Source organism: Nonlabens sp. Asnod2-A12 (genome assembly GCF_045063745.1).
Classification (GTDB): domain Bacteria; phylum Bacteroidota; class Bacteroidia; order Flavobacteriales; family Flavobacteriaceae; genus Nonlabens; species Nonlabens xylanidelens.
This window is the reverse complement of the sequence record NZ_JBEFOB010000003.1, coordinates 542,185-560,088: the sequence shown is the minus strand read 5'-3', so window position 1 is coordinate 560,088 and position 17,904 is coordinate 542,185. Positions and strand designations below refer to the sequence as shown.

At 33.3% G+C, this 17,904-nt stretch carries 15 protein-coding genes; 13 read left to right on the top strand and 2 right to left on the bottom strand.

Annotated elements, in window-relative coordinates; translation table 11 throughout:
* Positions 1 to 402 precede the first annotated feature (402 nt).
* From ACJJVJ_RS02625 to ACJJVJ_RS02565, 13 genes are all read left to right on the top strand, one after another.
* On the top strand, positions 403 to 1,194 hold the full coding sequence (locus ACJJVJ_RS02625) for a TIR domain-containing protein (RefSeq protein ID WP_405368781.1): 792 nt from the start codon (positions 403 to 405) through the stop codon (positions 1,192 to 1,194).
* Positions 1,195 to 1,474: 280 nt separating this feature from the next.
* Positions 1,475 to 1,855, top strand: coding sequence for a TIR domain-containing protein (locus ACJJVJ_RS02620; RefSeq protein ID WP_405368779.1), 381 nt, complete (start codon positions 1,475 to 1,477; stop codon positions 1,853 to 1,855).
* Positions 1,845 to 2,381, top strand: coding sequence for a TIR domain-containing protein (locus tag ACJJVJ_RS02615; protein ID WP_405368778.1), 537 nt, complete (start codon positions 1,845 to 1,847; stop codon positions 2,379 to 2,381). Before ACJJVJ_RS02620 ends, ACJJVJ_RS02615 begins: the two co-directional genes overlap by 11 nt.
* Before the next feature lie 158 nt (positions 2,382 to 2,539).
* Complete coding sequence (locus tag ACJJVJ_RS02610; RefSeq protein ID WP_405368776.1) at positions 2,540 to 3,769, top strand: TRAFs-binding domain-containing protein; 1,230 nt, start codon at positions 2,540 to 2,542, stop codon at positions 3,767 to 3,769.
* 1 nt (position 3,770) lies between these two features.
* A complete protein-coding gene (locus ACJJVJ_RS02605) occupies positions 3,771 to 4,175 on the top strand; it encodes a TIR domain-containing protein (RefSeq protein ID WP_405368774.1) in 405 nt (134 codons plus the stop codon).
* A 165-nt stretch (positions 4,176 to 4,340) separates the two neighbouring features.
* A complete protein-coding gene (locus ACJJVJ_RS02600; protein ID WP_405368772.1) occupies positions 4,341 to 4,835 on the top strand; it encodes a hypothetical protein in 495 nt (164 codons plus the stop codon).
* 370 nt (positions 4,836 to 5,205) lie between these two features.
* Positions 5,206 to 6,177 carry a hypothetical protein gene (locus ACJJVJ_RS02595; RefSeq protein WP_405368771.1) on the top strand — a complete coding sequence of 324 codons (972 nt, stop codon included), beginning with the start codon at positions 5,206 to 5,208 and terminating at the stop codon, positions 6,175 to 6,177.
* 167 nt (positions 6,178 to 6,344) lie between these two features.
* Positions 6,345 to 7,115, top strand: coding sequence for a hypothetical protein (locus tag ACJJVJ_RS02590; RefSeq protein ID WP_405368770.1), 771 nt, complete (start codon positions 6,345 to 6,347; stop codon positions 7,113 to 7,115).
* 260 nt (positions 7,116 to 7,375) lie between these two features.
* Positions 7,376 to 9,799 carry a TonB-dependent siderophore receptor gene (locus ACJJVJ_RS02585; protein ID WP_405368769.1) on the top strand — a complete coding sequence of 808 codons (2,424 nt, stop codon included), beginning with the start codon at positions 7,376 to 7,378 and terminating at the stop codon, positions 9,797 to 9,799.
* 60 nt (positions 9,800 to 9,859) lie between these two features.
* Complete coding sequence (locus ACJJVJ_RS02580; protein WP_405368767.1) at positions 9,860 to 10,990, top strand: PepSY-associated TM helix domain-containing protein; 1,131 nt, start codon at positions 9,860 to 9,862, stop codon at positions 10,988 to 10,990.
* 137 nt (positions 10,991 to 11,127) lie between these two features.
* Complete coding sequence (locus ACJJVJ_RS02575; protein WP_405368765.1) at positions 11,128 to 11,778, top strand: peroxiredoxin-like family protein; 651 nt, start codon at positions 11,128 to 11,130, stop codon at positions 11,776 to 11,778.
* Positions 11,779 to 12,111: 333 nt separating this feature from the next.
* On the top strand, positions 12,112 to 13,557 hold the full coding sequence (locus tag ACJJVJ_RS02570; protein WP_405368763.1) for a pyridoxal phosphate-dependent decarboxylase family protein: 1,446 nt from the start codon (positions 12,112 to 12,114) through the stop codon (positions 13,555 to 13,557).
* Between the two features lie 132 nt (positions 13,558 to 13,689).
* Positions 13,690 to 14,061, top strand: a complete 372-nt coding sequence (locus ACJJVJ_RS02565; protein ID WP_405368761.1) for a DoxX family protein — start codon at positions 13,690 to 13,692, stop codon at positions 14,059 to 14,061.
* Here the strand turns inward: ACJJVJ_RS02565 and ACJJVJ_RS02560 are convergent.
* The gene (locus tag ACJJVJ_RS02560) at positions 14,058 to 14,405 is read right to left on the bottom strand and encodes a DoxX family protein (RefSeq protein WP_104515013.1); all 348 of its coding nucleotides are present in this window, start codon (positions 14,403 to 14,405) and stop codon (positions 14,058 to 14,060) included. The two genes, ACJJVJ_RS02565 and ACJJVJ_RS02560, sit on opposite strands and share 4 nt — an antisense overlap.
* A 2,245-nt stretch (positions 14,406 to 16,650) precedes the next feature.
* Entirely contained in the window at positions 16,651 to 17,895 is a 1,245-nt protein-coding gene (locus ACJJVJ_RS02555; protein ID WP_405368758.1) for a M48 family metallopeptidase, read from the bottom strand.
* Positions 17,896 to 17,904 lie beyond the last annotated feature (9 nt).

Genomic DNA, 17,904 nt, shown 5'->3' with positions numbered 1-17,904 from the left:
TTTTTATGCCCAACAACAAACAAATAAAAACCTAGTAGAGCACCATAACTGCCACACCACTAGATAGTAGCGACCGTGCATAGTTACCTAGGTAAAGAACAGAAAAGAATACCAAAAAAATAAACCACCATTACGGGATACCGTAAAGATCATTCTCCAGGTAGTCCTAGATTTACGGTTGTTATAGAAATAGAGCAGTAGTGGGAAAATTTGTTATGATTAAAAAATAAGCATTAACTGTTATTAAACGTTTAATTTTAAAAAGTTCTCATATACAACCAAAACCGCAATGCAACGCATTCTTGATAAAAGTTCTCATATACAGCCTATACAGTAGGGTCAGTATATGGTTTTTTAGTAGATTGCTTATATATTAACGTTAGGCACAATTAAAAGAAACATATGAAAGTATTTATAAGTTGGTCAGGAAATAGAAGTAGACAAGTAGCGGAATTATTAAATAATTGGCTGGAATGTGTACTTCAAGCTGCTGACCCTTGGATGTCAAGCAAAGATATTGATAGAGGAGCATTATGGTTTTCGGAAATTACAGACCAACTAGCAACTACCAAAATAGGAATAGTTTGTTTAACTAAAGCTAATTTAAATAAACCTTGGATATTATTCGAATCAGGTGCACTAGCTAAAGGACTATCATCAAACAAGGTGTGTACTTTCTTAATTGACCTAGAGCCTAATGACATATCAGATCCATTAGCTCAATTCAATCATACTTTTCCAGATAAAGAAGGTTTGTATCAACTAGCTAGGACCTTAAATAATTCTTTAGATAATTCACTAAGAGAAAGTATTCTACAAAACGTTTTTGATACTTATTGGTCACAATTTGAAAAAGACTTTAAAACTATAATGAAATCAACTAGTGATGAAGAAGTTAAAATTGAAAGAACTGAAAACGAAGTATTAGGAGATGTTTTAAGTACAATTAGAAATGTTGATAGACGATTAAGAAGAATAGAAACCGAGAGTGACCATTCATCTAGTAATAATGATACGAGAAAAAGAAGAGGCAATAATTATATATCACAAGAAGAGGCACACAATAGAATAAAAATGCTAATTTCTGCAGGATTAGATGATGACGAAATATTAAAATCATTAAAAGAAAAAGTTCCTGCGTATTGGATGAAAAAAAAATTAGGAGACATCCGAGAAGATATTGAAAGAGAGTAACTGTGCCTAACAGTTATATGAAAAATAGCGCAAGTCATTGCTAAATCGATGGTTTGGGCATATTTGGAAAGTCGCCAAATTTTTAAATTTGACAAATTCCCGAAAATAAAATAATTAGTAAAATTTAAAAATTCGGCTTGTGTTTCATCCGAAAATGCAATATCAAGAGAGCATACTCTTTGGTTGGCGCAAAGAAGAAAATAAAGTTTATAAACAACTCTAAATTTATTCTTTACTACTATTAGTTTTAGGAATTAAAAATCACACTAAATTTATTATTATGAAATCAATTTTTGTTAGCCATGTATTTGAAGATAATTCTTATTTAAATAAAATGCTTAAATGGCAAGAAAAAGGACTTATGGATGGTTACTTATTTACTTATGAAAATGAAGATCAAAGAGTCAAAGGTGAAAAGGAAATCAAAGATATCTTGAAAAATAAAATTAAAGGTTGTGCCATATTATTAGTTTTAGTTGGAGACAATACACATAATCATGATTGGATAAAATTAGAAGTTGAATTAGCAAATAATTTTAACAAAAAAATATGTTGTGTTAGAATTCCAAACTCTAGAGGTAAAAAACCTCAAATCCTAAATAAACACAAGGAACTGGCATTTCATTCAAATCAAATTTTAAAAGAACTAAATGCAAAATAACAATCAAAATAAACAATCTTGGCTTCCTTTAATAATATCAATTGGAGGAATTTTACTTTTTGCACATCTAATATCAAAATTAATTGATTATTTAATTGGGAATGAATTAAATGAAGAAGATGATTATATAGAAAAAAGAAAAAAAAGAAAACCACGTATATTTATAAGTCACTCTTGGAAACATAATAAAGATTACAATAATTTAATAAAAGGTTTTGAAAACCAAGGATTTGATTATTACAATCATAGTATTTCAATAGACAAAGCAGAGGATTTAAAAAATGAAAAGGAAATTGAAAGTAAAATTACAAATCAATTATTATACAGTAGGTGTTTATTAGTCTTAGGTGGTGATTATTCAAATAAATATTGGATAAAAAAAGAGGTGGAAATTGCAAAATCTCTTGGCAAAAAAATTATTGCTGTAAGACCATGGAATACAAATAGTATTCCAAAATATTTAGAAAAATCTGCTGATGAAATCATAGGATTTAACTCTAAAGCAATAATTGAAAAAATAAAATAACTATTGCCAGTACCGTATATAGTTTATTGCTAGTTCTAGCCTACTTACGAAAATCCTCGCGGATTTTCTAGTCGGTTTTTATTTGCTAAATTATGTGCTAAACCACGCAACAAACCATATACAAACACGTTGTGCGTCATTTAAGAAAAAACCGAACTATGAAGAAAATTTGTTTTGTAATTATGGGATATGGAAAGAAGACAGACTATTTGGCTTCAAAAACGTATGACCTTGATAAAACTTACAAGAACATAATAAAACCAGCAGTTGAAAAAAGTGGTTACGAATGTATAAGAGGAGATGAAGTTGCTGAATCTGGAATAATAGATAGAAGTATGTATAGTCTACTAATTCACGCAGATTTAGTAATAGCAGATATCACAACATTCAATCCAAATGCACTTTATGAACTTGGAATAAGACATGCAGCAAAACCATACTCGACAATAATTATGCGAGATGAAGATGGTTCAATTCCTTTTGACTTAAATCATAGCAAAATTTTCCACTACAAACATATGGGAGATGACATTGGTGTTGATGAAGCGAAAAGGTGTGTTAAACATTTAGAGAATTTAATATCAGGTCTTGAAAAATCAAAAGCAGTAGATAGTCCAATGTTTGAATTTATACAATCTGCTCAACCACATATTCTACCCAATGAAGATTATTTGGAATTAATAAAGGAATTAGCTGATAAAGACAAACATATTTTCGCACTCGTTGAAAGAGCTAAATATGAAATGACTCAAGACAATTTTGAGGAAGCTTCGAAGTTATGGGACAAAGCAAGAAAGAGGGTAGAAAACGAACCTTTTTTCGTGCAACAATTAGCACTCTGTACCTATAAATCAAAATTACCATCAGAAAGAACTGCTTTAAATGATGCACTCAATATAATTTCAGTACTTGAACCTGAAAACAAAATAACTAATGATCCTGAAACATTAGGAATAGTTGGAGCAATTTATAAAAGACTTTGGCTTTTAGATAATGACATAGAATATCTAAATCGAGCAATTGAATCTTATGGAAAGGGTTTTAAAGTGTTATCAGATTATTACAATGGAGAAAATTATGCTCTTTGCCTTGATATTAAATCAAAGGAACTTCCAGATGGAGAGGAAAAAATATATTATAAAATAGAAGCCAAAAAGACACGAGAATCTATCATTAAAATCGTTTACGACATATTTGACGAAGAAGACTTTGAAAACCGTAATGATATAAAATGGATTTATGCAACAATGGCTATTTGCTCTCTTGCAACTGAAAAGCAAGATGACTATAATAAATTTCGAGAACTATTTGAAAGTAAATCAGAAGCTAAATGGGAAATAGAAACATTTGAAAAATCAGTGGAACACATCAATAATTTAAACAACTAATATGGCAAAAGATTATAAAATATTTATCAGTCATTCCTGGGCACACACAGATGAATTAGAAGCTTTACAAAACCTATTAAACGCAAGAGGATACTTTAAAGTTGAATTTATGGAAGCTTCTAAAAACGTTCCAATAAACTCTCAAAGTGCACCTTATGTAAAATCTGTTTTAAAACAGAAAATTTTAAATTCAGATATAATTTTAGGTTTAGCAGGTATTTATGCATCTCACAGTGAATGGATGATTTGGGAGTTAGAAACTGCCAAAAAGAATAATATTCCAATTGTTGGAGTTATTCCTAGAGGAAGAGAAAGAATTAGTTCTGAAGTTTATAGTCGCTCAATAGTTGATGTAAAGTGGAATACAGAAAGTATTATAGCTGCAATTAGAAGTTACGCTAAATAAAAGCTAAGGCACAATTTATTATTGGCTTCTAGCCTACTTATGACAGTTCTTGTGGTCTTTATTGACTGGTAATTCTACTAAATCAGTCGTTTGAAACACATAACAAACAATATATAAACGTTATAGCACATTTACGAAAACGAAAAACATTAAACTAAAAATAAAATGTGGAACAATATTGAGGAAAGCTCAGACTACAAAAGTGAAAAAGGGCTATATTTATCTCATCTCTTAGAACAATATAAACTATATGTTGAAATGATAGATAGAGTAAGTTCAAGACGTAATTTAGCAAATGTATTTTTTCTTACATTAAATACTACGATGTTAGGTGCCATCGGTTTTGTTTTTGAAAAAATTGAATTAATACAACCTAATTGGCTTATTCTTTTTCCATTATTAAGTCTCTTAGTAATGAATTTAATTTGGTGGTGGTTAGTGAAATCATATCGTGATTTAAATACTGCAAAATATTCAATTTTAAGAAAATTATCGACTAAATTACCTAGTAGTCCTTGGTCTGCCGAATGGATAGAGTTGGGTGAAGGTAATAACATAAAAAAATATTTACCTTTAACAAAATTAGAGATGTACATCCCTATGATTTTTAGTCTTATTTATATTTTAGTTTCAATACATACAATCTTTTTTGCTAAGTAATAAACGCACGCACAACAAAGAACTATGGTGAAAAAAAACAAGCAAATTTCCCCTTGCCGGCACTAGTATACAAAGCTGCTAGTGTCAGTTTGCAATTGGTAATCATAGGAGCAAATCACAAATTAAATTACTATTTTAGATAATAAAATTTAAAAACCTGGTTAGTGCGCAATCCAAAAATAATTTTCTACTTTACATGTTACGAGTCATGTTTTTAAAAGTTAGCAAACATTATATGAAAAGAATCCTGATATTTATAATCATACATTTCATAACGTTTAGCATCTCAGCTCAAAACGTTAGTTATAATCACATCGTCGACACTACTGATGTAGAGACTAAGGAAGTAATGATGTTAATTGAGAATTACATGTCCTCCAACCCTGAAAAACAGGAAAAAAATCTTTATTGGAATAATGAGGAACAGGAAAAACTTAAAAACTATGATTTTCTTGAAAGTGAGTTTCAACCTTCACTTTATATGGGTTTTCCAGTGCATATTTTGAGCATAAAATTTAAAAATGGCATTTGTAAAATTAAAGCTCAATTTTCTTATTGCAAAGAGGATGGTGTCCCGTATGTTTTAGCGATTGTCAACTATATAGCTAAAAGAGAACATGGAAAATATAAATTATATAATTGGTTGAGTTATGAAAAAATGAATTGGAATTTTTCAACTGTTGGAATTGTTGATTTTTATTACCCAATAAATCATAAGTTTGATATTGAGAAGGCCAAAAAGTTAAATGATTTTATAAATCATGTTTGCAGTAAGTTAAATGTATTACCTGAACCATTCGAGTACTACTTTGCTGCTGATTATGATTATATTCAAAACCTAAAAGGTATAGATTACTACATTGGAATGGGAGGAGAGTCAACACCTCGTGGTCAAGCAACAGAAAATCAAGTTTTTTGTAGCGGTTTAGGAGAATTTTATCCGCATGAAGTATTTCACGTTCTAATAGATAAGCATTTTCCAAATAAACATTTATGGGTTTCCGAGGGTATTGCAACATTCTTGGGCGGAAGCCGAGGAAAAAGCTTAAAATGGCATATCAAAAAAACAAATCAATATTTACAAAATAATTTACAAATCAATCTTAATGAGATGCTCAAACTAACAAATTTAGATAACGAAACTTCTTATCATTATGTTTTGGGTGGACTTATAGCGAAAAAAATAATGGATAAAGGCGGTTGGAACTTATTGAGAGAGTTTATGTCAAGCGGGACAAATGATGAAGATTATTACAAAGCAATTGAAATTCATCTAGGAGTTAACAAATCTGAAATCAACGAGTATATTAGAAATCAATTACAAGTTGAATCGGAAAAATAACTATGAGTAACATCTTATAGATAGTTATTTACCTGCTGGCTCTAGTATACAAAGCCGCTAATGCCAGTTTGTAACTGGTAACCATAGGAGTAAACCACAACAAAATTAATGCCCTAGAACTATAGAGTATTTTTACAACCACCCAACCTCAAAATCAACCAACACAAATGAAAACCTTTACTTTTTTACTATTTGTTCTATTCTTAAATTTAGGATATGCACAATCTGAGAAGATCACTATTAAAACAGACCATCTAGAAGAGGCAAATTATCTAAAAATGGATGATTTCTATCTGACACATTACCTTTATATCGATTTGTTTTTAAGAGAAAATCTCTTTCCTGATGCAACCCCTGAAGAAGTGTCATCTATTCTTACAGCTCTTAAAACATACGTTTCTATAGATAATAATCTAGATATAGAAATTGAAAAACCTGGTGAAAACAACTACTTGATTCGTTTTGCCATTTTAAAGAAAGAAGATGGTACAGAACTCTTAGTTGCTTTTACGAACTGGACGGCTAGGGATAAGAGATTTGAAAAAGAAATCAAAACATCAAATGATTCCTATACCAGATGGTATTTTCTTAACGGTGATAAAATGACCTATAGAAAGGATATGTCTAGTGAGAACGATTATTTAAGTATGAATAAATCAGACTTAGCAAACGCATTTTTATTTGACGAGTTAGCAGATAATGATACTGAGGTACGTAGTTCAATAGAGGAATATTTAAAGCAAGAAGGTCTCAGTGTTGCTGATCAAATAATGGCCAACTTGATTCTTTTAAAATATCAAATTTTTCAAAAAGAAGATCTAGATACCCAAATAGAATATCTAGAAAATCTGTTTGAAAAGAACAAGTCTAATTCTAATCTAAGAGGTTTACAAGCAGCATTTACTGCCACAAAATTCCAAATTAAGTTAGGCAAGTAATTTTACACTATAAATTTATTCTAAGCTCAAAGAGTCGCATCACGATTCTTTGAGCTTTTTTTCTAGAATCAAATAGGCCCCTATGCAAGGCATTCATGTGGTTTTTAAGTTCCTTCTCAGTACTTTTTTAAAATTAGAGTTCTTATAATCAAGCTCTTTTAACTCTTTATTTAGATTTAATATAAATAATTTGGTCAGTCCGATATTGGTAGATACTTTTGCCGAAAATTAACTATCTATATTAAGTCTAAATAAAAATAATGAAAAACTTACTGACTATTTTAACCTTATTAGTATTTACTAATGTCATTTTTGCGCAAGAGGTAAGCATAACAGGAACCGTAACAGATCAAACTCAAGAAGCACTTTTAGGAGTGAATGTTGCCATAAAAAATACCTCGATAGGTGTACAAACAGATCAAAATGGAGCTTTTGAAATAGACCAGCTTCAAAATGGAGATTATGTGCTTTCTATTTCATACATAGGTTTTAAAACTAAAGAAGTTCTTGTTTCTATCACAAATAATCAAAACGTTCAACTTAAAACTATCACATTGTATGAAGGAAACGAGATTTTAAATGCTGTCGTCATAGAAGGAGAACGCCGCAATAAGTTTTCTAGAAAGAAAACCGCTTATGTTTCAAAGCTTCCTTTAAAAGATATCGAAAATACACAAGTATACAGCACCATAACAAATGAATTACTAGAATCACAGGTAGTAACAAATTTTGATGATGCTTTGAAAAATGCAACAGGAGTAGAGCGTTTATGGGCATCTACAGGTCGTGGTGGTGATGGAGCAGGTTATTATGCACTACGTGGTTTTTCTGTACAGCCTCAACTAGTTAATGGATTACCAGGTTTAACTAATGGTACTATTAACCCTGCAAACATTGAGCGTATCGAGGTTTTAAAAGGACCGTCTGCAACCTTATTTGGTAATGCAGTAAGTTCTTATGGTGGTCTTATCAATGTAGTGACTAAAAAACCATATGTAGGTACAGGTGGAGAGCTTTCTTTTACATCAGGTAGTTATGGACTTAATCAAATAGTAGGTGATTACAACACAGCTTTGAGCAAGGAAGATGATCTATACTTTAGAATTAATACCGCTTACACCACAGAGCAAAGTTTTCAAGATGCTGGTTTTAGAAAATCATTTTTTGTTGCCCCATCTTTATCTTACAAAGTAAATAATAGACTATCATTCTCTTTCTATGGAGAAATCACTCAGGCAGAACAAACAAACCCTACCTTTTTATTCTTAAATAGAAGTGCGCCATCTGCATCTTCTAATTTAGATGAGTTAGGATATAATAATAAGCTATCCTTTACAAGCAACGATCTAACTCTAGAAAACCCTACTCAAAATTATAGAGTAGAGATGGATTACAAATTATCGGACACATGGCAATCACAAACTTTACTGTCTAAAAGTTCTACATCGACTACTGGTTATTATTCTTATCTGTTTGATTTTGGTATTCTAGAAGGAGATACCTTTTCAAGATTTATCAGTAAACAAAATGCAAACACTCATACTACTGATATTCAACAAAATTTCATTGGAGATTTTGAAATAGCATCTTTAAGAAATAGAATGGTAATAGGTCTAGATTACTTAAATGCTACTGAAACAAATAACAACACCGGTTTTGCCTTTTATGGAAATATAACACCAGATGGTGGTTCAAATGGTGATAATCCGTTTACAGCTTCTGTAGAAGATACGGCATATCCACTTTCTACATCGGCTGTAGATGCGGCACTAGCAACGCAAGGAGTAGGTAATCTTAAATCTAGATATAGTATTTACAGTATTTATATGTCTGATGTTCTCGATATAACTGATAATCTTTCTGCGATGGTAGGATTACGTCTAGATAGATTTGACAACGAAGGTGACATTGCTAATGCAGATGATGATTATGATCAAACTACATTATCTCCAAAGTTTGGTTTAGTTTTCCAACCTATAAAAGATAAATTATCTGTTTTTGGAAATTACCAAAATGGATTTACAAACGTTGCACCTCAATTAGTAGGAGATCCAGGAACAGGTCCACAAACATTGCAAACTTTTGATCCTGAAGAAGCAAATCAATTAGAATTTGGTATCAAAACTAATTTTTTCAATAACCGTTTAAACGCGACCATTAGTTATTATGACATCAAAGTTAAAGATCGTGTCATTACAGATCCATCTTCTCCTTTTAATAAAATTCAAGGTGGTGAAGTGGTAAGCAAAGGTTTAGAAATAGAAGTTAATGCAAACCCAATCAAAGGATTAAACATTAGAGCAGGTTATAGTAATAATGATAGTGAAACCACAGAAACAGATAATCTTGAAATATTAAATCGCAGACCATTAGAAGCTGGACCAGAAACATTATATAATTTTTGGGCAAACTATGAATTTCAACAAGGTAGTTTAGATGGTTTCGGAATAGGTTTAGGTTTTAATGGAGCTAGTGAGCGTTTTGCAATCAACTATCTATCTACAGGAGAATTTATCTTACCTAGTTATACCATTTTTAATACATCTGTGTTTTATCAAGCAGATAAATATCGTGTGAGCCTAAAACTAAATAATGCTCTCAATAAAGAATATTATACAGGATGGACTACCATTAATCCTCAAATGCCTAGAGCATTACTAGCAAATATTTCTTACCAATTTTAATTAATTATTTAATAAGAGCAACTTCTATACTAAGAAGTTGCTCTTTATAAATTTAAGTCCATGTCATTTAAAAAATTCATTTTTCAATTGCATAAAATTCTAGGCCTTGCAACAGGTCTTGTGGTTTTTCTAGTCGCGATAACCGGTTGTTGCTGGACTTTTAGAGAAGAGATAGAAAGTCTATATGATGATTATAAAAAGGTAACACCTCAAAACAAAGCGATATTAACACCTACTGAGGCAAAAACCTATGCAGAACAAGTTTTTCCTGAAAATACAGTGCACGGCACAATGTTTAAAAAAGATGATGATGCGATAGAAGTTATTTTTTATGATGCAGAACCAGAGTTTTATCAAAGTGTGTTTTTAAATCCATATACAGGTAAAGTAATTCAAGTTGATAATCATATGACTGGTTTTTTTGCCTTTATACTAGAAGGCCATATGCGTCTGTGGTTGCCTAAAGAGATAGGAGAGCAAGTTGTAGGAGTGTCCATCCTAATTTTTATTTTAATAATAATTTCAGGATTCTTTTTGTGGGTTCCTAAAAAGCGTAAAAATCTTAAACAACGCGTTAAATTTGATTGGAAAAAAACCACTCGATGGAAAAGAAAAAACTTTGACCTACATACGGTGGTAGGTTTTTATATAAGTTCGCTTGCATTAATTATCGCTTTTACAGGATCCATGATGTCCTATGATTGGTTAAAGTACGTGGTCTATATTTCTACTGGAGGAGAAAAAGAAGCTCGTTTTATTATTCCAGAAAATAAAGGCAATCAGTTAACAGATAACAATGTCGTTCCTATGGATAATTTAATAGTAAAATTATTAAAAGAAAATCCTCAAGCTGAAGGTTTTGAATTGCATTATCCTAATTCTGCTCAAGAGAGCATTTATGTAGAAGTATCAAATAGTGAAGGCTTATTCTATGATTCTGATTTTCGTTTCTTTGATCAAAATACTTTAGAAGAATTAGAGACACCTAGTGTTTTTGGAAAATATGAAAATGCTGATGTGGCAGATAAAATTCAGAGAATGAATTATGACATTCACATAGGTGCCATAGGTGGTATAGTAGGTAAAATTATTGCTTTTTTAGTTAGTTTAATAGTAGCAAGTTTACCTGTTACAGGAGTGTTATTATGGTACGGAAGAAACTATAAAAAGAAAAAAGCAATTGTGAATTAAGCCACTAGAACATAGATTAAAGATTCTGTTAATGGCACTTGTTCTAAAGTAGAATTTTATAATTTGCACATAATATTCAAAATTATTCTGAGCGATAAAATAGAATAAATAGTTGCCTAGAATCAAAAACTAATACAATGAGCACATTAAGAGAATTAACAGACGCTAAAATAGCCATGGGTAGAAAAAACAACCCTGAATTTATGAAAGGCGTAGATGCGATTATTGAAAATGCCAAAGAGTTTGAACTAGGTAAACACGCCATAAAAATAGGGGAGAAAGCTCCAGTATTTGAATTGCCTAATGCTCAAGGAGCATCCGTAGAGTTAGCAGGCTTATTAAAAAAAGGACCAGTTGTGATCACGTTCTATCGTGGTAGCTGGTGTCCTTATTGTAACTTACAGTTAAGAGCATTACAAGACAGACTAGGCGATATTCACGAACTAGGTGCACAATTAATAGCCATAAGCCCAGAAGTGCCAGATGGATCGTTGACAGAGAACGAGATTAGTAAAATGGACTTTACCGTACTGTCAGATCAGGATGCGCAAGTTGCCTCACAATATGGTGTCGCTTGGGAAGTGCCAGAATTCTTAATGGAACACATGAGAGTAGATCGCGGTCTAGATTTAAAGAAGATCAATAACGGTAACGCGAGTGTTTTACCTATTCCAGCTACTTTCATATTGGGAACTGACGGTATCGTAAAATGGAATTATGTAAATGCCGATTATAGAACACGCTCAGAACCACAAGAGATCATAGAGACGCTTAAAAAACTTGCTTAAATTCCATATTTGGTAAGTGTTACCTTATACTATTCCACATAACTTTAAGGATAAGAAATGCTTTTATATAAGCACTTTCTTATCCTTAAAAAGTTATCATCAACTATAATTATTTGAAAATAATTTAATCTCTAGATTTTACAATCATCAATTCCATAAGGAAACTTAAATTTTAAGAACAATTATCTAAGCTTGTTTTACAAAAAATGATAATCCGTACGCCTATTTTTTCATTCATTGAGAAAGCGTACGATTCAGTTATTCGTGCTGTTTTCATGCCTATTGTATAAGCTATTACTTGTAATTTTGCAGCGTTAAAAGGGAGCAACACAGATGGATAATTTGCATAAATTAGAATTGAGTAAAGAAGAGATGAGAGCCTACGGTTATAAGGTGATTGATACTCTAGTAGATCATTTTACAACACAAAATGATAAAAGTCCAGTAGCAATAGCTAGCCGCAAGGAGATGGACGATATCTTTCAAGAAGATGTACCTAATTTACCTAGCGATCCAGACCAGGTTCTAGACTTTGTGACCCAACATGTCTTGCCTAATAGTAACATAGTCTCGCACCCTAAATCTTATTCTTTTGTTCCAGGACCTAGTAATTATGTAAGCGTCATGGCAGACACGCTTGCGACAGGTTTTAATATATTTTCTGGTGGTTGGGCAGCGTCTCCTGCTGCGGCAGAGTTAGAGATCGTAACCATGAACTGGTTGCTTAAACTTTTTAAATTCCCTGCAAAAAAAGGTGGTGGTATTTTTACCAGCGGTGGCTCTATGGCAAACCTTACTGCACTAGTTACTGCAAGAAGACAAATGTGTGGCGACGACTTTTCTAAAGCCGTTATCTACATGTCTGACCAGGCGCATTCTTCTAATGTAAAAGCGATACGTGTAATAGGTTTTAAGAAAGAGCAAATACGCATTATCCCAACCGATGGAGAGTTTAAAATGGCTCTTAATAAACTTAAAAATGCGATTTCTAAAGACCGTTTAAGTGGTTTACAACCCTTTTGCATTATCGCATCTGCTGGTACGACTAACACCGGTACGGTAGATCCGCTAGAAGAAATAGGTGTGATCTGCAAGAAAGAAAAACTATGGTTTCACATCGATGGAGCATATGGTGGTGCAGCGATGTTATCTCAAAAAGGCAGCAAAGCATTAAAAGGAATTGAAAAAGCAGATTCTCTTACCATAGATCCGCATAAATGGCTGTACCAACCTTATGAGATGGGTTGTTTACTAGTGCGCAAAAGCAAGTGGTTGCACGATACATTTGTAGAAAAACCAGAGTATTTAAGAGATATAGAAGGAAACACATCAGAGATTAATTTTTACGACCACGGTATCCAGCTTACCAGACGTTTTAGAGCGCTCAAGTTTTATATGTCACTAAAAACCTTTGGATTAGAAGCTTTTAGAAAAGCCGTAAGTTACAACATCAACATAGCCGAAGATGTAGAAACCATGCTTAGAAAAAGCAGTAAATGGGAAGTGGTTTCTCCTGCCACGCTTGCCATTATCAACTTTAGGTATAACCCTATAGAACTAGATTTAAACGATGCGCAAATAGATGCTCTTAATCAAGAGATTTCTAAACGTATCATACAGTCCAAAGAATCTTTGCTAGTGACTACCGTGCTCAATAATCAGGTCGTTTTACGCATGTGTTTGATAAATCCACGCACGACTATGGACCACATCATGGAGACCTTTACCGCATGTGAGAAATTTGCTATTCTTATTCTAGAAGAGCAGTCTGTTAAATAATTTTAAGATAGTTAGTGTTACGCTTTCGCGAAAGCGGAATAATCATACAATCACTTGTTAAATAAATACTTATTAAGATTATATTTTAATATCATAAGAATTCGGTAATTATTTTTATCTAAAATAACAACCATGGAATTCATTGAAATCACAGAAGTACTTATCAAATTAGTAGTCGGTTTAAGCATACTAAAGGTATGGCTTATCAATCGCGATAAATCGACACCATGGCGAGGTGGAAACGCGAGCAGCATGCAAGAAGAATTTGCTGCTTATGGTTTATCAAAAAATGCCATGATTATAGTAGGGACGTTGAAATGTCTTTTTGCTGTTTTAATACTGATTTCTATTTATTATAAAGCCGTAGAATATACTGGGGCCATAGGTATTGCACTTCTTATGTTAGGGGCGATTGTCATGCATTTTAAGATTAATGACCCTATCAAAAAGTCTGTACCAGCAGCAATATTTTTACTACTATCTCTAGCGATCATATTTATCTAGAGCATGTCTATAAATTTATAGCAAATTATACCACAAAGTACCATAAAGATTAAAGCCGGCGACGATTTATAAACGCCGTCTTTGATCTTTACACGTACCATAAAACCAGCCAGCATCAATAAACTCAACCCTGCAGATGCTGCGATACCTATGTACGTATTAAAAATACCTACTATTAAACCTGCGGCACCTATAAGTTGAAGAACGCCAGTTAATAAGCGTTGCAACATACTCAATCCGAATCTGGTAAATTCTAACCTCATGTGCGATGAGAACAAGCAAGTAATGCCAAAAAATACAAATGACACGATGGTAAAATAGAGTAGGAGATCAAATGTTTTCATGCGTTTAAATTACAGCAATACCGCACACCATACCGTTAATTATTTGTTGAAATTAAAAATAAGATTCTCATACTCTTTACCTTAAAAAACTCCTTGCCTAAGAATAGGCGAGTTGGGGTTTTGCAAAAACCTCGGAGTGGTTGATGCGGTGCTGGAAAGTTGCACTGGATTTAGAACATATTCCAGCAACTAGATTATAAAAAACATCGCACAACCTTTCCGATCAAATCTACGCTGCGCTGCGATTTGCCCACCTTTCCTTAACTAAGGAAAGGAGCTTTTTGTACTTCCTTTTTACAGTTTTATTATTAAAGTAAAATTATAATAGTATTCAAAAAAGCAAGAAAGCTCCTTGCCTAAGACTAGGCGAGGTGGGGTTTTGCAAAAACCTCGGAGTGGTTGATGCGGTGCTAGAAAGTTGCACAAGACTTAGAGCTTATTCCAGAAACTATTTACCTATAAAAAAAGCAAGAAAGCTCCTCGCCTAAGAATAGGCGAGGTGGGGTTTTGCAAAAACCTCGGAGTGGTTGATGCGGTGTTGGAAACTTGCACAAGACTTAGAACTTATTCTAGCAACTGGATTATTAAAAACACCGCGCAACCTTTCCGACCAAATCTACGCTGCGCTGCGATTTGCCCACCTTTCCTTAACTAAGGAAAGGAGCTTTTTGTACTTCCTTTTTACAGATTTGTTATTTAATTGTCAACTATTTACTTATCAAAAAAGTAAGAAAGCACCTCGCCTAAGACTAGGCGAGGTGGGGTTTTGCAAAAACCTCGGAGTGGTTGATGCGGTGCTGGAAAGTTGCATAAAACTTATAACATATTCTAGCAACTAGATTATTAAAAACACCGCACAACCTTTCCGACCAAATCTACGCTGCGCTGCGGTTTGCCCACCTTTCCTTAACTAAGGAAAGGAGCTGTTAGTTTTGAGTTTTATTATTTAAGAGTCAACTATTTACTTATCAAAATAGCAAGAAAGCTCCTCGCCTAAGAATAGGCGAGGTGAGGTTTTGCAAAAACCTCGGAGTGGTTGATGCGGTGCTAGAAAGTTGCACTGGATTTAGAACATATTCCAGCAACTAGATTATTAAAAACACCGCACAACCTTTCCGACCAAATCTACGCTGCGCTGCGATTTGCCGACCTTTCCTTAACTAAGGAAAGGAGCTTTTTGTACTTCCTTTTTACAGATTTGTTATTAAAGTAAAGATTATAATAGTATTCAAAAAAGCAAGAAGGCTCCTTGCCTAAGAATAGGCGAGGTGGGGTTTTGCAAAAACCTCGGAGTGGTTGATGCGGTGCTGGAAAGTTGCACAAGACTTAGAACTTATTCCACCAACTGGATTATTAAAAACACCGCACAACCTTTCCGACCAAATCTACGCTGCGCTGCGATTTGCCCACCTTTCCTTAACTAAGGAAAGGAGCTTTTTGTACTTCCTTTTTACAGATTTGTTATTTAATTGTCAACTATTTACTTATCAAAAAAGTAAGAAAGCACCTCGCCTAAGACTAGGCGAGGTGGGGTTTTGCAAAAACCTCGGAGTGGTTGATGCGGTGCTGGAAAGTTGCATAAAACTTATAACATATTCTAGCAACTAGATTATTAAAAACACCGCACAACCTTTCCGACCAAATCTACGCTGCGCTTCGATTTGCCCACCTTTCCTTAACTAAGGAAAGGAGCTTTTTGTACTTCCTTTTTACAGATTTATTATTAAAGTAAAGATTATAATAGTATTCAAAAAAGCAAGAAGGCTCCTCGCCTAAGAATAGGCGAGGTGGGGTTTTGCAAAAACCTCGGAGTGGTTGATGCGGTGCTGGAAAGTTGCATAAAACTTATAACATATTCTAGCAACTAGATTATTAAAAACACCGCACAACCTTTCCGACCAAATCTACGCTGCGCTTCGATTTGCCCACCTTTCCTTAACTAAGGAAAGGAGCTTTTTGTACTTCCTTTTTACAGATTTATTATTAAAGTAAAGATTATAATAGTATTCAAAAAAGCAAGAAGGCTCCTCGCCTAAGAATAGGCGAGGTGGGGTTTTGCAAAAACCTCGGAGTGGTTGATGCGGTGCTAGAAAGTTGCACAAGACTTAGAACTTATTTCACCAACTAGATTATTAAAAACACAGCACAACCTTTCCGACCAAATCTGAGCTGCGCTGCGATTTGCCCACCTTTCCTTAACTAAGGAAAGGAGCTGTTAGTTTTGTGTGGTGATAAATAGAATTATTTAATAAACGACATCGCTTTTCATGGCAGTAATACGCTGTTGTAAACTAGGGTGGGAATAATGAAACCATACATAAGCAGGATGCGGAGTTAAATTGCTTAAACTAGTTTTAGAAAGTGTTTTTAAACCGCTTATTAATGGTTCTTTTTTAAAAGTGCTTTTTGCATAATAATCTGCTTGATATTCAAATCTCCTAGATAGCAAATTCATGATGATACTGGTTAATGTAGATATAGGAGAATACAACAAGCCAAAAGCGATTAAACCTATATGAAAAGAAGGAATAGCAACTCCTAGCGCTTCAGAAAGTAAGGCACTGTCTACAAATAGAGAAAATAACCACAAGGTAAAACCAGTGGTGAGCGTACCAGCGATAAGGTTATAAATAATATGTTTTCTTTTATAATGACCTACTTCATGAGCAAGCACTGCCACTATTTCTTCTTCAGTTAATTGTTCTATTAAGGTATCGTACAACGTCACACGTTTCTCACTACCGAAACCGCTGAAATAAGCATTGGCCTTAGTAGATCTTTTACTACCATCTATCACAAAAATCTTGTCTAGTTGAAAACCTACTGTTGCTGCATAGTCGCTTATTTTATTTTTTAAATCGCCATCTTCTAAGGGTGATTGTTTATTGAAAAGCGGCACAAATAGTTTTGCATAAAACATATTCATAAACAGCGATATCACAAATATCAATATCCATACATACCACCAGAAATTATCACCAGCCCAGTTATAACAAAGGATAATTAAGGATAGAATAGCGCCGCCTAAAACGGCAGTAAGTACATAACCCTTTAATTTATCTAGAATGAAGGTCTTTACGGTAGTTTTATTAAATCCAAATTTTTCTTCTATCACAAAGGTAGAGTAGATGGAAAAAGGCAGCGAAATGATCTCACTAGCCAGCATGATAATCCCAAAAAAGAATAGAGCCACGACGATTTCATTTTGCGCATAAGACCGTGCAATCTCATCTACTATAGCAAAACCTTTAAAGAATAAAAACAACAGCATACCGATAAAGGAGAAAGTACTGGATAACAAACCAAATTTAAAATTGGTCTTCTTGTATTCTTGAGATTTATCATACTCTGCTGCATCATAAACATCAGTAAGTTCTTGTGGTACAGGCTTTGAATACCAGGTGTAGTTGAGAAAACCTAAAATACGTTCTAATAAAAAATCAAAAATAAGAATCCCTATAATGATATAAAATACAGTAGCTGGTGTCATAAAAGTAAG

What these genes read in the sequence shown, in the direction of transcription:
- ACJJVJ_RS02625 (WP_405368781.1), top strand. Translation starts at nt 403, where the DNA reads ATGAAAGTATTTATAAGTTGGTCAGGAAATAGAAGTAGACAAGTAGCG.
- ACJJVJ_RS02620 (WP_405368779.1), top strand. Translation starts at nt 1,475, where the DNA reads ATGAAATCAATTTTTGTTAGCCATGTATTTGAAGATAATTCTTATTTA.
- ACJJVJ_RS02615 (WP_405368778.1), top strand. Translation starts at nt 1,845, where the DNA reads ATGCAAAATAACAATCAAAATAAACAATCTTGGCTTCCTTTAATAATA.
- ACJJVJ_RS02610 (WP_405368776.1), top strand. Translation starts at nt 2,540, where the DNA reads ATGAAGAAAATTTGTTTTGTAATTATGGGATATGGAAAGAAGACAGAC.
- ACJJVJ_RS02605 (WP_405368774.1), top strand. Translation starts at nt 3,771, where the DNA reads ATGGCAAAAGATTATAAAATATTTATCAGTCATTCCTGGGCACACACA.
- ACJJVJ_RS02600 (WP_405368772.1), top strand. Translation starts at nt 4,341, where the DNA reads ATGTGGAACAATATTGAGGAAAGCTCAGACTACAAAAGTGAAAAAGGG.
- ACJJVJ_RS02595 (WP_405368771.1), top strand. Translation starts at nt 5,206, where the DNA reads ATGTCCTCCAACCCTGAAAAACAGGAAAAAAATCTTTATTGGAATAAT.
- ACJJVJ_RS02590 (WP_405368770.1), top strand. Translation starts at nt 6,345, where the DNA reads ATGAAAACCTTTACTTTTTTACTATTTGTTCTATTCTTAAATTTAGGA.
- ACJJVJ_RS02585 (WP_405368769.1), top strand. Translation starts at nt 7,376, where the DNA reads ATGAAAAACTTACTGACTATTTTAACCTTATTAGTATTTACTAATGTC.
- ACJJVJ_RS02580 (WP_405368767.1), top strand. Translation starts at nt 9,860, where the DNA reads ATGTCATTTAAAAAATTCATTTTTCAATTGCATAAAATTCTAGGCCTT.
- ACJJVJ_RS02575 (WP_405368765.1), top strand. Translation starts at nt 11,128, where the DNA reads ATGAGCACATTAAGAGAATTAACAGACGCTAAAATAGCCATGGGTAGA.
- ACJJVJ_RS02570 (WP_405368763.1), top strand. Translation starts at nt 12,112, where the DNA reads ATGGATAATTTGCATAAATTAGAATTGAGTAAAGAAGAGATGAGAGCC.
- ACJJVJ_RS02565 (WP_405368761.1), top strand. Translation starts at nt 13,690, where the DNA reads ATGGAATTCATTGAAATCACAGAAGTACTTATCAAATTAGTAGTCGGT.
- ACJJVJ_RS02560 (WP_104515013.1), bottom strand. Translation starts at nt 14,405, where the DNA reads ATGAAAACATTTGATCTCCTACTCTATTTTACCATCGTGTCATTTGTA.
- ACJJVJ_RS02555 (WP_405368758.1), bottom strand. Translation starts at nt 17,895, where the DNA reads ATGACACCAGCTACTGTATTTTATATCATTATAGGGATTCTTATTTTT.